This is a genomic window from Paenibacillus sp. FSL R10-2782, from assembly GCF_038592985.1.
GTDB lineage: Bacteria > Bacillota > Bacilli > Paenibacillales > Paenibacillaceae > Paenibacillus > Paenibacillus terrae_C.
In genome coordinates this window covers 5,033,684-5,048,797 of record NZ_CP151951.1, presented here as the reverse complement: position 1 = coordinate 5,048,797, position 15,114 = coordinate 5,033,684, and the positions used below count along the sequence as shown (strand labels likewise).

General features: G+C 48.9%; 13 protein-coding genes. All 13 read left to right on the top strand.

From position 1 onward, the window contains the following. The first annotated feature begins 179 nt into the window (after positions 1-179). The 13 genes from murA (at position 180) to NST83_RS22925 (ending at position 15,064) form a co-directional block, all read left to right on the top strand. Positions 180-1,529 (top strand): UDP-N-acetylglucosamine 1-carboxyvinyltransferase, encoded by a 1,350-nt coding sequence (murA, locus tag NST83_RS22985; RefSeq protein WP_137060574.1) that lies wholly within the window; start codon positions 180-182, stop codon positions 1,527-1,529. Between the two features lie 235 nt (positions 1,530-1,764). Next, complete coding sequence (spoIID, locus tag NST83_RS22980) at positions 1,765-3,201, top strand: stage II sporulation protein D (protein WP_342415781.1); 1,437 nt, start codon at positions 1,765-1,767, stop codon at positions 3,199-3,201. A gap of 70 nt (positions 3,202-3,271) precedes the next feature. Then, entirely contained in the window at positions 3,272-4,012 is a 741-nt protein-coding gene (locus tag NST83_RS22975; protein WP_137060572.1) for a M23 family metallopeptidase, read from the top strand. Between the two features lie 201 nt (positions 4,013-4,213). Beyond that, positions 4,214-4,501 carry a sporulation transcriptional regulator SpoIIID gene (gene spoIIID, locus NST83_RS22970; RefSeq protein ID WP_007432737.1) on the top strand — a complete coding sequence of 96 codons (288 nt, stop codon included), beginning with the start codon at positions 4,214-4,216 and terminating at the stop codon, positions 4,499-4,501. A gap of 172 nt (positions 4,502-4,673) precedes the next feature. Beyond that, complete coding sequence (locus NST83_RS22965) at positions 4,674-5,672, top strand: rod shape-determining protein (protein WP_044646231.1); 999 nt, start codon at positions 4,674-4,676, stop codon at positions 5,670-5,672. Between the two features lie 122 nt (positions 5,673-5,794). Continuing rightward, the gene (locus NST83_RS22960) at positions 5,795-6,679 is read left to right on the top strand and encodes a flagellar hook-basal body protein (RefSeq protein ID WP_342415780.1); all 885 of its coding nucleotides are present in this window, start codon (positions 5,795-5,797) and stop codon (positions 6,677-6,679) included. 13 nt (positions 6,680-6,692) lie between these two features. Next, the gene (locus NST83_RS22955; RefSeq protein ID WP_137060570.1) at positions 6,693-7,520 is read left to right on the top strand and encodes a flagellar hook-basal body protein; all 828 of its coding nucleotides are present in this window, start codon (positions 6,693-6,695) and stop codon (positions 7,518-7,520) included. Between the two features lie 10 nt (positions 7,521-7,530). Beyond that, positions 7,531-7,743 carry a DNA-directed RNA polymerase subunit beta gene (locus NST83_RS22950; protein ID WP_137060569.1) on the top strand — a complete coding sequence of 71 codons (213 nt, stop codon included), beginning with the start codon at positions 7,531-7,533 and terminating at the stop codon, positions 7,741-7,743. An 899-nt stretch (positions 7,744-8,642) separates the two neighbouring features. Continuing rightward, the gene (gene fabZ / locus NST83_RS22945; RefSeq protein WP_137060568.1) at positions 8,643-9,089 is read left to right on the top strand and encodes a 3-hydroxyacyl-ACP dehydratase FabZ; all 447 of its coding nucleotides are present in this window, start codon (positions 8,643-8,645) and stop codon (positions 9,087-9,089) included. Positions 9,090-9,185: 96 nt separating this feature from the next. Further along, the gene (locus tag NST83_RS22940; RefSeq protein WP_342415779.1) at positions 9,186-10,904 is read left to right on the top strand and encodes a phospho-sugar mutase; all 1,719 of its coding nucleotides are present in this window, start codon (positions 9,186-9,188) and stop codon (positions 10,902-10,904) included. 262 nt (positions 10,905-11,166) lie between these two features. Further along, positions 11,167-13,182: a DUF5693 family protein gene (locus tag NST83_RS22935; protein WP_342415778.1), complete on the top strand. Its 2,016-nt coding sequence runs from the start codon at positions 11,167-11,169 to the stop codon at positions 13,180-13,182. Further along, complete coding sequence (csaB, locus tag NST83_RS22930) at positions 13,158-14,294, top strand: polysaccharide pyruvyl transferase CsaB (protein ID WP_342415777.1); 1,137 nt, start codon at positions 13,158-13,160, stop codon at positions 14,292-14,294. Before NST83_RS22935 ends, csaB begins: the two co-directional genes overlap by 25 nt. An 8-nt stretch (positions 14,295-14,302) precedes the next feature. Then, the gene (locus NST83_RS22925; protein WP_342415776.1) at positions 14,303-15,064 is read left to right on the top strand and encodes a WecB/TagA/CpsF family glycosyltransferase; all 762 of its coding nucleotides are present in this window, start codon (positions 14,303-14,305) and stop codon (positions 15,062-15,064) included. The last annotated feature ends 50 nt before the right edge of the window (positions 15,065-15,114 follow it).

Genomic DNA, 15,114 nt, shown 5'->3' with positions numbered 1-15,114 from the left:
ATATTCGTCATGTGTAAAAAACGCTTGTATACTTGATTTGATCAGTGTTATGATGGCAGTTAGGGTATTAGTAAAATCTTGTTTTTTTTATGTAATGAAAAAGCAGGGCATGAAAATAGCGGAATATGTTCTTTTTTTCCATGATGGAAAAGGGAAATGACGCGCGGAGGGAACCATAGATGAGCAAATTTATCGTCCGCGGTGGCAACAGATTGACCGGGAGTGTCAAAGTCAGCGGAGCCAAAAACTCAGTTCTGCCGATCATCGCCGCATCTCTTTTAGGAGAAGAAGGGGAAAGTGTTATCATTGATGCACCTCCTCTAGACGATGTGATGACCATTAACAAAGTGCTGGAGTCCTTAGGAGCAGGCGTTACATACCAAGACGAGGTCATTCGTGTTGACGCGCGGAAGATAATTTCCTGTGAAGCCCCTTACGAGTGGGTTAGGAAAATGCGCGCATCGTTTTTGGTTATGGGGCCGTTGCTTACACGTTTGGGACACACAAGAATTTCGCTTCCAGGCGGGTGTGCAATTGGTACGCGACCGATTGATCAGCATTTGAAGGGTTTTGAAGCATTGGGTGCCGAGATTAGTCTGGGCCAAGGGTTTATTGAAGCTAAAAGTAACGGGCGTCTGCGTGGAGCCAAAGTTTATTTGGATGTAGCCAGCGTAGGTGCGACCGAAAATATTATGATGGCCGCTACTCTTGCGGAGGGTATTACCACCATTGAAAATGCCGCCAAGGAACCTGAGATCGTCGATCTTGCGAATTTCCTGAACGGTATGGGTGCCAAGGTGCGCGGTGCTGGTACAGGTGTTATTCGCATTGAAGGCGTTGAAAAGCTGCACGGTGTGAAGCATACGGTCATTCCCGACCGGGTAGAAGCAGGTACTTACATGGTTGCTGCTGCGATCACAGGCGGGAACGTATATGTAGAAGGCGCGATATCAGACCATTTGGGACCAGTTATCTCCAAAATGGAAGAAATGGGTGTAACCATTCAACCGGATGAAAATGGAATTCGTGTGATTTCGGATAAACCGTTAAAGGCCGTTGATGTTAAAACATTGCCTTATCCTGGTTTCCCTACGGATATGCAGTCTCAGATGATGGCACTTCAACTTGCCGCTGAGGGCACCAGCATTATCACGGAAACTGTATTTGAAAATCGTTTTATGCATGTGGATGAGTTTCATCTGATGAATGCGGAGATTAAGGTTGAAGGCCGTTCCGCGATTGTAACCGGCAATGCTAAATTGACAGGTGCAAAAGTGACCTCGACAGATCTGCGTGCAGGTGCTGCCTTGATTCTGACCGGACTGATTGCGGAAGGTACAACGGAGGTTTCCGGCGTACATCATATCGACCGTGGTTATGTTCATTTGGCGGAGAAGCTAAGCGGATTAGGCGCGGACATTTACAGAATAACGGTTGAAGAAGTCAAGCGGGATGCTTCCAGCGCAGAGCGCGTTATACCAGAAGCGGCATCTGGGAATCTGTTCAACATTCAGCCTTCCCTGGCCTAAGCTTTAGCGTATATAGTCTCATGCGGCGGCTGCATGTTATAATATTGACGAACAAGTGAGGAACCAAGTCCATGAGGGGCTTGGTTTTTTTATGTTTTCAGCCTGTCTTTTTCATTCTTTCAGTTCTCTTAAAAGGGTTCTATCAAAGTGGACGACCTCATATGATTGAAAATATCTGGTGGAGCATATCACTGCTTCCAGCATGACTCTAGCCCTTTGATGGAGGTTTCAGCTTATGAAAGATTCACAGGTTCGCATTCGTATACCTATTCATCATCCCAAGGAACATCGCCGGGCCGCACCTGCGGGAGACAGCCACGGCTCTATAGCTGTTGCACAGGCAGGGCGTCCTGTGCAACAGCAGACCGTTCCGCCGGGCGTGTCAGCTCCTGACAGAGTGACCCTCACCGCCGGGCGTGCGGCGGCGGTGAGGGTCACTCCCGTGCAGCGCCCTATCCCGGCGTCGTCGCTCGCTCCCGGGGCAGCCACGATCCGCGACGCCAGCAGTAGCCTGCCGCCAGCGCCAGTGCCGTATCTGCGGCCTGCCGCTGGGCGTGCCCCACGTTGGGGTAGCCGCCGCCCCTGGCTGCCCGCTGCGGCTATGGCGGGCCTGCTGGCGCTAGCGATGGTCGTGCCCGCACTGCTGGCATGGCCTCGCCACACGGCGCAGCCGCTGCCGCCTGGCAACCGCACGGCCACGCCTGCGGTTGCTAAGGGCGAGGCGCCTGTTACACGCCTGCCGGGCGTCCCGCCCATACCTGCGGTGCCCGCTGCGCCAGCGCGCAGTGTACCAGCGGCGGCAGAGCCGGACGTGCGCGTGTACGTTACATCCGCCGGTCGCACGGAGACGCTGCCGATGGAGCAATACATTGTCGGCGTAGTAGCCGCCGAAATGCCTCCCAGCTTCGAGGGCGAGGCATTGAAGGCGCAGGCCATTGCCGCGCGCACCTTCATTGCCCGGCGTTTGCTGGCTGATGACACCAGCGGCGCTCCGGCAGGGGCGGATGTGACTGATACAGTTAAGCACCAAGCCTACATTTCCAAAGCCAAACTTGATCGAGAGTGGGGGACTTCTGGCAAGTCAGCAGAACTGGCCAAAATTCGGCAGGCTGTACGTGATACCAAGGATACGATCATGGTATATGAGGGTAAACCGATTACCGCTTCCTTTTTTTCTACCAGTAACGGTTATACTGAAAATTCAGAGGATGTATGGGCCAAGGCAGTTCCTTATTTACGGAGTGTGTCAAGTCCATGGGACAAGCAGCTGGCACCCCGTTATGCAGAAACCGTCACGCTGAGCCTCCAGAATGTTCTTGATAGATTAGGATTGAGCCGTACGGCGATAGCCGCTTCTACTGGAGGAGGGAGTATGCCGGAAATTCGGGTGCTTTCCAAGACAAAGGGGCATCGGATCAAGCAGATCGAGGTAGGAGGCACCGTTTTTACAGGACCGGAAATCCGAAACAAGTTGGGCTTGCGTTCTGCTGAATTTACGTGGAAGGCCGAAGGAGATCGGATCGCCATTACAACCTACGGCTACGGACATGGTGTCGGTATGAGCCAGTGGGGAGCTAACGGAATGGCTAGGGAAGGACATACCGCCACTCAAATTCTCCTTCACTATTACACAGGCGTTTCTTTTGCCCCAGCCTCTCGTATTCTAAGTTAGTAAATTTTTCAAAACTTTGAAGTATAAAAGAGTTGCACCCGGTAACACTGGTTACTGAGGTGATGAGCAAATGAGTGAACAAAATAAAAACCAGAACCAAAATCATGAAGAAACACCCAAAACCTTTCAGGGTGGAAGGGCTTCACGGCCGTCTTCGTGGAAAAAGCTGTTGTCCAAAAGGTGGGCATACCCGGCAGCCTACATTGCCGCAGCAGCCATTATACTAACCTTAGTGTGGGTCTATCAGGATGCCAGCCAGAAGTCTTTCAAACCTGACCCAGCTAATTCATCGGTACAGAATACATCAACGGTCAATACCGATGTCACCGGACAACAGCCTGAAAGTATGGAAGTCGTTGCCCAGTCGGAAAATCTCGCATGGCCGGTGGCGGATGCTGCCGCAGTACAGGTCGTAAAGCCATTTTTTGACGAAAACGCGACAGCTGACGAACAGGCGGCTGCGATGGTAGAGTACGATAAAACCTTTACCGCCAACACTGGCATTGATCTTTCTCGCTCCGATGATCAAACATTCGAAGTGAGAGCCGCCCTCAGTGGTAAGGTGACTCGTGTGGAACAGCACCCGCTGGTAGGCAATGTTGTGGAAATTACACATGATAACAATCTCAGAACCGTCTACCAAAGCTTGAACGATCTGAAAGTAAAAGAAGGCGATCAAGTAAAACAGAACGATGTCATCGCTTCGGCGGGTCGTAATGAACTTGAAAAGGATTTGAAAACACATCTGCATTTTGAAGTGTATCAGGATGACAAGCCAGTGAATCCAACCGGTCTGCTTCCTAAAAAATAAATTCGGCAATAGCTTTTCATGCAAAGCGGGGGATCATCATCCCTCGCTTTTTCTTGTGCTTTTGTAGTTCATGGGGTAAACCATAAGTTGCTTTTGTCAAATAAATAGGCCTTCCGAAGCATGTCTTCCCGCCAAACCGCGAATATATAGGCACGCTCCTCATATAATGTACCAAACAATCCACAGTAGGGAGGCGGGAGCGTGCACGATTACATCAAGGAACGGACCATCAAAATCGGTCGCTGTATCGTGGAAACAAGGAATACGGTCCGTACGATTGCCAAGGAATTTGGTGTCTCCAAGAGCACGGTGCATAAAGATCTGACCGAACGGCTGCCTGAAATCAACCCGGACCTTGCAGATCAGGTGAAGCACATTCTCGAATACCATAAATCCATCCGTCATCTGCGGGGAGGGGAAGCGACGAAAATCAAGTACAAAAAAACGAGCGGAAAAAGAAGGGAGATCCTCGTTTCAGGCAAGTCTTAAAAATATATAGTGAATTGGCTGGCAAAGCCATTGAATCAACCCCCTGAAGTATGATATGTTAAAAGATGGTACAAGATCGAAAAATGACATGTAACCGTAGGTTTATACATATATTTGCCGCTTCTTGTCGAATCTTAGCTTTTTAAAATATCACTTTGGGGGCCTTTTTAATATGTTCAGTAATGATATCGGTATCGACCTCGGTACGGCCAACGTGCTTATCCACGTCAAAGGGAAGGGGGTTGTTCTTGACGAACCTTCCGTTGTTGCAATAGAAAGCGATACAAAAAGAGTTCTGGCTGTCGGAGAGGAAGCACGCCGTATGGTTGGACGTACTCCCGGTAATATCATAGCCATCCGTCCACTGCGCGACGGTGTCATCGCCGATTTTGAAGTGACCGAAGCCATGCTAAAATATTTTATCAATCGTGTGGGGGGGAAAAGCTGGTACAGCCACCCTCGTATTCTGATCTGTGCACCGACAAACATTACCTCAGTGGAACAAAAAGCGATTCGTGAAGCGGCGGAGCGTAGCGGGGCCAAAGAAGTATTTTTGGAGGAAGAGCCGAAAGCAGCTGCCATCGGGGCAGGAATGGATATTTTTGAGCCTAGTGGCAACATGGTTGTGGATATTGGTGGTGGAACAACAGACGTTGCTGTCCTCTCGATGGGGGATGTAGTAACGGCTTCTTCCATTAAAATGGCAGGAGACAAGTTCGATTCCGCCATTATGAAATATGTGAAGACAAAGTACAAGCTTTTGATCGGGGAGCGTACGGCGGAAGATATTAAAATCGCCATCGGTACTGTGCATCCGAGCGGACGACAAGCCGAGATGGACATTCGGGGACGTGATATGGTATCCGGGTTGCCTAAAACGTTAAGTATTTCTGCGGCTGAAGTACAGGATGCGCTTAGAGATCCTGTATCAGCGATTGTTGCTGCGGCAAAATTTGTATTGGAGCAGACCCCGCCGGAGCTGTCAGCCGACATTATTGACCGTGGTGTTATTTTGACTGGCGGCGGCGCGTTGCTGAGCGGATTGGATGAGCTGCTTGCGGAAGAACTGCGTGTTCCGGTGCTGGTTGCTGAAGATCCGATGCATTGTGTCGTCAAGGGCACAGGAATTATGCTGGATAATTTGGATCATGTCGTTAAGAAAAAGTTCTAATCTGCCGATAGTGATTATATGAGACTCGTGTGCGGTCAGGCAGGCTACCTGGATGTTGGCTTTCATACCTCCGTACGAGTAGATATTTGATCAGGAGAGTACAGGATTGGGGTGCACGATACATGTTAAGAGGCTTATATACTGCGGCTGCCGGAATGACAACACAACAACGACGCCATGACACCGTTACGCAAAATATTGCTAATATGAACACGACTGGATACAAGCAGGAAAACAGTGTTCAGCGTTCTTTTCCGGAAATGCTTATTTCGATGACGGGAGGCAATCCGGATAACCCGGATCGTAAGGTCGGTAAGCTTAATACTGGCGTTTTTGCTGAGGAAAGCCTCTCCCCTTACATTCAGGGGGCATTGAAGGATAGCGGACAAGCCACGGATTTCGCAATACAGTCCAATATTAACGTGAACGACCCGGCAACCGGTCGACCTATGGCTTTTGATCGAGCGGGGAAATTTATCAATGCTAACGGTGAAGTCACCTATCGTCCGGAAGCGTTTTTTACGGTTCGGGACAGCAACGGTAATGTACGCTATACGCGAGACGGGCATTTTCAGGTAAATGGAACTGGGGCGTTGCTCTCTTCGACTGGTTCAGCAGTGCTGGATACGAATGGCAAGCCGATTCAATTGACGGGGGCTGTTTCAGCGCTTAAAGTAAATGAGCGGGGCGAATTGGTGGACAAATCCTCTAATCAGACGTTGGGAACGACGCTTGGAATTAGTGTCATTGACCGTCCATACCAGCTCGTTCGTGAAGGTAACGGGAATTTTCGTCTGAATGATACGGACGGTGCTACGGCCAGAACGATGACTGCGAATGATGTGGTATCTGTTCGTCAAGGCTATCTGGAAGTATCCAATGTGGACGCTTCCCAGTCGATGGTGGATATGATGGCTGCGTTAAGAGCGTATGAAGCGAATCAGAAGGTCATTCAATTTTATGATAAAAGCTTGGACAAGGCCGTTAATGAAGTAGGCCGTGTATAACAGGGGGTAAGTGATGAACAACTCCATGATCGGCGCAATGGTATCTATGGCCAGTGTGCAGCAGCGTTTGGATTTGATTGCCGATAATATCGCCAATGTCAATACGGTTGGTTATAAGAGTAAACAGGGTTCTTTTGAAGATGTGCTGGCCAATGTGCAGCAGCAGCCTTCGACGTATCTCCAAAATGGACGGGCTATGCCGCTTGGCTATAATTTGGGCTACGGTGTAAAAATAGCCTCGGCTATGAAAAATATGGAGCAGGGACCGCTTAAAGAGACGGGGCTTCCTACCGATCTGGCGATCCAGGGCAATGCCATGTTCGAAGTTCAGGGAAATGGACAGAAGGCTTGGACGCGTGATGGCAGCTTTCATTTTGTTCCAGATCCGAATGACGGCAAAACGATGTTGCTGACAACTGCTGAAGGCTATCAAGTGCTGGATAACAATGATGTTCCTGTAACTGCTCCGTCTGGCTCCAAGGTAGCGATTAACCCGGACGGTGAATTGCTCATTCGCCCAGACGGAACGGGAAATCCAATAGTTGGTCAGCGGATCAAGCTGATGGATGTGCAACGTCCAGAAGGATTGGAACAGCGGGACGATAATCTGTTCGTGTTAGCATATGGTGTGACAGAAGCGAATGTATTTGGTGCAGCAGGTGTAGCGGGCGCTGTTCCAGCGGACGTATCTGTACGTTCCGGCTATTTGGAACAGTCTAATGTGGATTTAGCGGGTGAAATGACGGACATGATGCAAGTTCAGCGAATGTATCAATTGGCGGCACGGGCGCTGACTTCTAGCGATACAATGTTGAACCTTGCTAACAATTTGAGGGCATAGGGATTTGGTAATGAAAGAAGAACAATCCGATTCCCGTCCGGTGCCTAAAAAGGCGAAGTCTCGCTGGCGTACTGCCCGTTATTTCGTAATCCCGTTGCTGTTCCTATTTTCGCTGCTGGGTGGTTTGATTGCAGGATATGTGATCGTAGGCAAGCAAGGGCTGACAGGCGTATTTGAATGGAAAACCTGGCAGCATGTCATTGATCTTGTATTTGCGCCTTAAGTTTACTTTAAAAGAGTGGGCGGTGGGAAAAGACCGCTCCGCGAATGATTTGATCTTACGATCGCTGTTGCAACGGGATTTTCTTATTGTATAAGAGTTATCCAGATGTAAAAAATCCCGTTGCAAAGGCGAACGCTGACGCTTCTCCAGATTCAAATCCTTCGCTCCGCTGGCTACCCGCCATCGAGCCCACTCTTGTTAAGGTAAATCAACCCGCAATTTGTGTGGGTAGTATACAAAAACAACAAAACCCTGCGCCGCTGGCACAGGGTTTTGTTGTGCAAAACGTGCCCTAATGCAGCACGTCATCGAGCACTCATGAAGGCCATCGCAGAGGCCTTCGGTTATTTAGCTGCTCTTCACGCCAAGCGAGTATTATTGAAGCGAGGCTTTATTTTTGAGCCCAAGGTAACTCGGCGGAGAGGTTTATCTGAATCTGGAGAAGCGGCAGCGTTCGCCTTTGCCCCTGAATTTTAACCTTATCGGGTTTTATATAATGAAAAAATTAAGGGGCAACAGCGATCGGAAGATCAAATAAATCGCGCAGCCTATCCCCCTTGACTCAAATTGAAGCTCCGCTTCCCCCTAAAACGAGCAATCAATATGGTACTTCCGCGTAATTTTCTTTTTACATCTGATAACTGTATAATGATGGGGAAGTTTAAACACTGCGGGGTAAGACCAAGCACGGGCAAAAGGGCCTCTTCGCGCCTCTGGTTGCATAACCGGCGGAAAAAGCCCCTTATCTCAACCTTCACTTCTGCAGTAGGTGAAGGATATCTAACATTGTTACCGCTTTGAACTGCTTTTATGCAGCGCAGGCGGGGTAATATTATGCTTGCAGCGGTTCTATTTTGTTGAGAGCCTGAGCCTGCAAGCGGGAGGAGTTATTAAAGTAAATGGACAAAGTGCAAATCGATGTTAATCAAATTCAGGAGATTATCCCGCATCGGCCGCCGTTTTTGTTGGTGGACCGCATTATTGAGCTGGAGGAAGGGAAAAGAGCAGTAGGCATTAAAAATGTAACGATGAGTGAGCCTCATTTCATTGGACATTTTCCGGGTTATCCTGTTATGCCCGGTGTGCTGATTACCGAAGCCTTGGCTCAGGTAGGGGCATTCGCACTGTTGCATCTGGAAAGCAATCGCGGCAAAATTGGTTTCTTGGCAGGGCTGGATGGGTTCCGTTTTCGCGGACAGGTCGTTCCTGGGGATACGCTGACGCTTGAAGTGGAAATAACCCGTTCCAAAGGAGCATTCGGTAAAGGGAAGGCTACGGCTAAGGTAGGCGATGCGGTAGTAGCTGAGGGCGAGATTATGTTTGCATTGTCCGATCCTCCCCAATAAGCAAGGTCTGCTGACATAAGCACGACGTCTGAACTGAGTGCATGTGTACATAGAAATCCTGTATTGGCCAACCAAAAACGGAGAGGGGAAATTGGCATGACGCAGTTGAGTAAAAAAGCATTGGAAAGCATTGAGAGCTGGCTGCATGATCCTTATATTGATGAAGAAACCAAACAGGAGTTGCGCGCATTGGAAGGCAATGAGCAGGAGTTGGAGGATCGCTTTTACAAAGAGCTGGAATTCGGCACAGGTGGTCTGCGCGGAGTAATCGGGGCAGGTAGCAACCGGATGAATCGTTACGTCATTGGACGTGCGACTCAGGGCCTGGCTCGTTATATTTTGGAGCAGCATGCGGGGAAAGAAGGGAAGCCTTCGGTTGTAATTGCTCATGACTCGCGTCATTTCTCGCCAGAGTTTGCTTTGGATGCGGCTTTGGTGCTGGCAGGCAACGGTATCGTTGCCAAGCTGTTCCCGTCCTTGCGTCCAACGCCACAGCTTTCTTTTAGCGTACGTCATTTGGGAGCCAGCGGTGGGATTGTAGTAACAGCAAGCCATAACCCTCCTGAATATAATGGATACAAGGTATACAACGATGAAGGTGGCCAGCTTGTTCCTGATCAGGCTGAGCAGGTAATTGGTTACATCCATGAGGTTCCTTCTTTTGCCGATATTCACCGTCTGACACGTGAAGAAGCAGAGGATCAGGGCTTGCTGGTTTGGCTTGGAGAGCAAGAAGATGAAGCGTTTGTGGATACGGTAGCCAGTGTGAGTGTTAATCGTGAGCTGATTGCAGCCGGACCGGGCAAAAACTTCAAAGTTGTGTTTACACCTCTCCATGGCTCAGGCAACGTACCGATTCGCCGCGTGTTGGAGAAAATCGGTTTTGAGCAGGTGCATGTTGTGCCTGAACAGGAACAGCCGGATGCTGAATTTTCTACTGTCAAATCACCAAACCCAGAAGAACGCGATGCCTTCAAGCTGGCGATTGCGCTGGGGGAAAAGATTGGGGCGGACCTGTTGATCGGTACAGACCCGGATGCGGATCGCATGGGAGCGGTTGTGAAAAACCGTGACGGCGAGTATGTAGTATTGTCCGGAAATCAGTCTGGCGCGATCATGGCCTACTATTTGTTGAACCAGCTAAAAGAAACGGGTAAGCTTCCAAGTAACGGAGCGGTCATCAAAACCATCGTAACGAGTGAAATGGGTGCAGTGATTGCTGAGTATTTTGGAGCAACCGTATTTAATACGCTTACAGGTTTCAAGTATATTGGTGAGAAAATGAATCAGTTTGACCAAACAGGCGATTATACCTACCTGTTTGGCTATGAGGAGAGCTACGGCTATTTGGCAGGTAATTATGCCCGTGACAAGGATGCGGTCTTGGCGGCTATGCTGATCGCTGAAGCTGCTGCTTATTACAGCACTCAAGGCAAGACGCTGTATGATGTTTTACAGGAACTGTACGAGCAGTTTGGTTACTTTCTGGAGAAGTTGGAGTCCCGCACACTCAAGGGCAAGGATGGAGTGGCGCAGATTCAAGGCAAAATGACGGATTGGCGCACTACCCCGCCTCTGGAAATTGCAGGTGTGAAGGTGGAAAAAGTGCTGGATTACTCACAGGGTTTGGACGGACTACCGCAAGAGAATGTGCTTAAGTTCTTACTGCAAGACGGTTCGTGGTTCTGCTTGCGTCCTTCTGGTACCGAGCCGAAGATTAAAGTATACTTTGCGGTAAGAGGTTCCTCTCTGGCGGATGCTGAGCAAAAAATCAGCCGTCTGGTGGAAGCTGTTATGGCACGCGTAGACGCTTGAGACAAATCCATTTATAATAGAATAGGGTTAAGGTAATTGGATACGAACTAAGAAATCGGTGACCTCTCACGGCAAAGGGCAGTACGCCGTGGAGGTCATTTCTGTATTGCAGAATAAACTGGAAGAGGCTTTGGGAAAATAGGCTTATTCCGGTAACGGAGGATTTTGCAAAATTCAATGAGTGGCCTACCAGCAACTTGAGTAAGGGCAAGGTGGGCAGCATTGAATTTTGCAAAATCCCGAATATTAAGGAGGTTCTTTGGTGTATCAGAAATGGCAGTATTGGAATACGGCTTCTCGAAAATGGTTATGGATTCTGGTTGCACTTGGCTTGCTGGCTTCCATTCCTGTAATTGTCGATCGTGTGCAGACAGAATCATCTAGTAAAAAAGTAGAGATCGTATTCGATTATCGGGATTTGACGGAGGCAGCTTCGTATCAGGCTCACCCGCAGGATTACTTGAATGAGCAGCTTGACCGCTTAAAGCAGGCCGGTGTGAACAGTATGGCAATGTATGAAAGCACGCTGGATGATTTCCGTAAAGCAGGCCATGTGGTAACCTATACGACTCAGAATATTGCTGATATGGAAAAACGGGTATCCCCCGCCAATGAGAATTTTACGTACGTTGTTTTCACTGATCAGGAAAGCGCTGCGGCATTGAAGCCGTTAATTGAACGTACTTTTAACAGTCTGGACATTAACGTCAAACCATGGACTTATCAGGGCCATGAAGGGCTCGTTGTAGAAACTTCTCCAGAGGATGCGTATCTCAAGCCTATGCAGCCTGATCCGATTGCCATGAAACAGCTTCGGAATAAAGGATTTTTTATCGTTCCTCGGATGAGCGACAGCCTTCCTTACAATCAGGAATTGACGGAAGAGGCGTTGGCTTCTTTTCAGGAGAATGGCGTAAAACGCATTTTGTTTGAAGGAGATTCTGTCAAAGGGTTTACAGATAATGAGAAGGAACACAGCCTGGCGGCATTTGCTCAATTGCTGAACAAATACAATATTGGCCTGGCCGCTATTGAAAACTTGAAAAAACCGCAGGCAGGCTTCAACAAGCTGGCTTACGCTATAAAATATAACGTTGTGCGCTTGTACTCACTGAGCGACAAAGATTCAATGCTTGATGTGGAGACGTTGGCTGATCGTTTTGCATTGGCGACCAAGGACCGCAACATTCGCATGTTGTATCTTAATACAGCTCCGACCCGCAGTGTGGCTGAGGCCAAAGTGAAGGATTCTGTAGACAACTTGATCCACAGTTTGGACAACCCGGGCAATGCTGTTCAACGGATGGAGAAAAAGGGATTTGAGCTTGGACAGGCTGAACCATTTCAAGTGGTTGATTCATCCTACCAACGTTACCTGAAATTGGTGGTTGTACTGGGTGCGCTGGCTTTCTTCTCCATTATGGTGTCGTATTTTGTCCCAGCGTTGACCTTGTTAGCGTTTGGATTGGGATTGGTTGGCTCAGCAGGCCTTTACGTTCTGAACTCCAGCTTGATGGAGCAGGGCTTGGCACTGCTCGCAGCGATTAGTGGACCCACGGTTGCAATGGTTATTGCTGTGCGTACGATTAGAATCAAACGCGAACAGGAGCCTGAGCTTTCAATAGGTCGTCGTCTCGTTCAAACACTTGTATTGTACGTTCAGACAGCAGTCTTGTCGTTGGCTGCTGTACCGTTTGTTATTGCGTTGTTGAATAGTATTGCTTACAGCCTTGTGCTGAACCAATTTAGAGGCGTAAGCTTGCTTCATATTTTGCCGATTTTTTTGGCGGCAATATACATTTTCTTTTACCGGGGCGTTTCTATACGCGAAGAAATTTCAAAGCTGCTGCGCACGCCGATTACTGTATTATGGGTCATCGCACTGGCTGTGATCGGAGCCGCAGGAGTGTACTATTTGAGCCGTACCGGGAATGCGGGTACTGTGTCTAACACGGAACTAGTTTTCCGAAATTTCCTTGAGAATGCATTTGGTGTGCGTCCGCGTAATAAGGAATTCTTGATGGCACACCCACTGTTTATTGCAGGTGCATTCCTTGCGTTGAAATATCGCAATGCGATCTATTTGCTGATTATAGCTGTTATTGGTCAAGCCTCTATGGTCGATACCTTTGCACACATTCATTCTCCAGCGGCACTCTCGCTTAGTCGTGGGCTACTAGGATTGGGATTTGGTCTGATTTTGGGAATTATTGCAATTGTCGTGTGGCAAGTGCTGGAAGGATGTTGGAAAAAATGGTCACCACCGTTCAAACGATAATAATCTCGGGTTATTATGGCTTTCGCAATAGTGGAGACGAGGCAGTGCTCAAGTCGATTTTGACAGCATTAGAGGAGGAAAGCCGTCAGGCAGGTATTACGGTTAAGCCTGTTGTGCTATCTTCGGACCCCGATTGGACGCAGAAGATGTACGGAGTAGAAGCCGTACCGCGTATGAGTCTGGGAGAAGTTCGGAGAGCAATTAAAAACAGTGACGGGTTAATCAGCGGCGGCGGAAGTTTGCTTCAGGACGCAACAAGTGCCAAAAGCATTCCTTATTATCTGGCGATTCTCAAACTGGCTCAGTGGGCCGGAAAGCCGACGTTTGTGTATGCTCAAGGCATTGGTCCGGTGCAACGGAAGATATTTTACCCTATGATCCGGTCTGTGTTTCAGCGCTGCGAATATGTATCTGTAAGAGATGAACAGTCTGCTGCGCTACTGGGCACCATGAAATTAAAACGCCCTGTTGTTGAGGTCGTTCCCGATCCCGTGATGGGTCTTCCATTGCCCTCCAATTCCGAAGGTTTGAACAGAGTGGCTGCTGAAGGGGAGGATGAACTTCCGATCGTTGGTGTGTCCGTACGTTATTGGGACAAGGAGCGTCGTGAATTAACCGCAATTGCAGATGGTTTGAAGAAATTAGCTGCCGGGCGCCGCGTGCATTTGCGCTTTTTCCCTTTCCATCTGCCAGACGACGAGCAGGCTTCTAGGATGGTAATGGATTTGTTGGGGGATATTAGGGAAACGGGCAGCCGTGTCAGCATGTGCGAGCAGGTTACCGATCCTCAGCAGATGCTGCTGGAAGTCAGTCGTTGCAGTTTGATGATCGGGATGAGATTGCACAGTCTGATTTATGCAGCATCTCATCAGGTGCCCCCGTTGGGGATATCCTATGATCCGAAAATTGACCATTTCCTCGGCCGCGTCGGTAGCCAGCCTGTAGGCACCACAGAAGCGCTGAATGGTCAAAAGCTGGCTGATGAGGCTGTACGACTGCTGGATCAGCGGAGCCAATGGATCGAGAGCCAGGGAGCGGCAATTGCTTTGTTAAAAAGCGAGGCTCGCTTACCGGCACAGCATATCGTTAATTACTTGTGTCGCAAAGGATGATGGATACAGTGACAGTTGATAAGGTTACGAATGTGCCTACCGTCCCGATTTTCGGTGTTCCGGTATCAAGGCTTAATATGAAAGATACATTAAATGTATTAATCCAAGCGGTGGAGTCTCGCCGACCCCATCAAGTGATCACTGCTAATCCGATTATGGTTATGGCAGCGTTGGAAGACCCTATGTACATGTCAGTGATGAAGCAGGCGGAGCTCATCGTCCCGGATGGGACTGGCGTGGTTTGGGCCGCAAATTATGTAGGGCATCCAGTACCAGAACGTGTGGCGGGTTTTGACTTGCTACATGAATTACTTGGAGCTGGAGAAAACTATCATTGGAAAGTTTATTTACTCGGATCAACATCTGAGGTGATTCAAGCGACTGCACAACGGGTACATGAGCTTTATCCCGGAATTACGGTTTGCGGCAAGCGTGACGGATTTTTCGGACCGGAAGAGGATGAAGCGGTGATTGCAGCTATTCGTGAAGCAAATCCTGACTTGCTGTTTGTAGCACGTGGAGCTGACACGCAGGAGCCCTGGATTGGTAAATTTAAAGAACAATTGGGTGTTCCTGTGATGATGGGGGTGGGCGGCAGCTTCGATATTATATCCGGTAAAGCCAAACGCGCTCCTAAATTGTTCCAAAAGCTCAGAGCTGAGTGGTTGTATAGGCTATTGAAAGAGCCAAGTCGCTACAAAAGAATGCTTGCGCTGCCGAAATTCGCCGTGAAAGTGATGCGTGAAAAAGAAAACGTCACAAAAGTGTGATAAATAGCTTGAATCTGCCTTCAAAACCCGCTAATTTGCCAGAATATGAA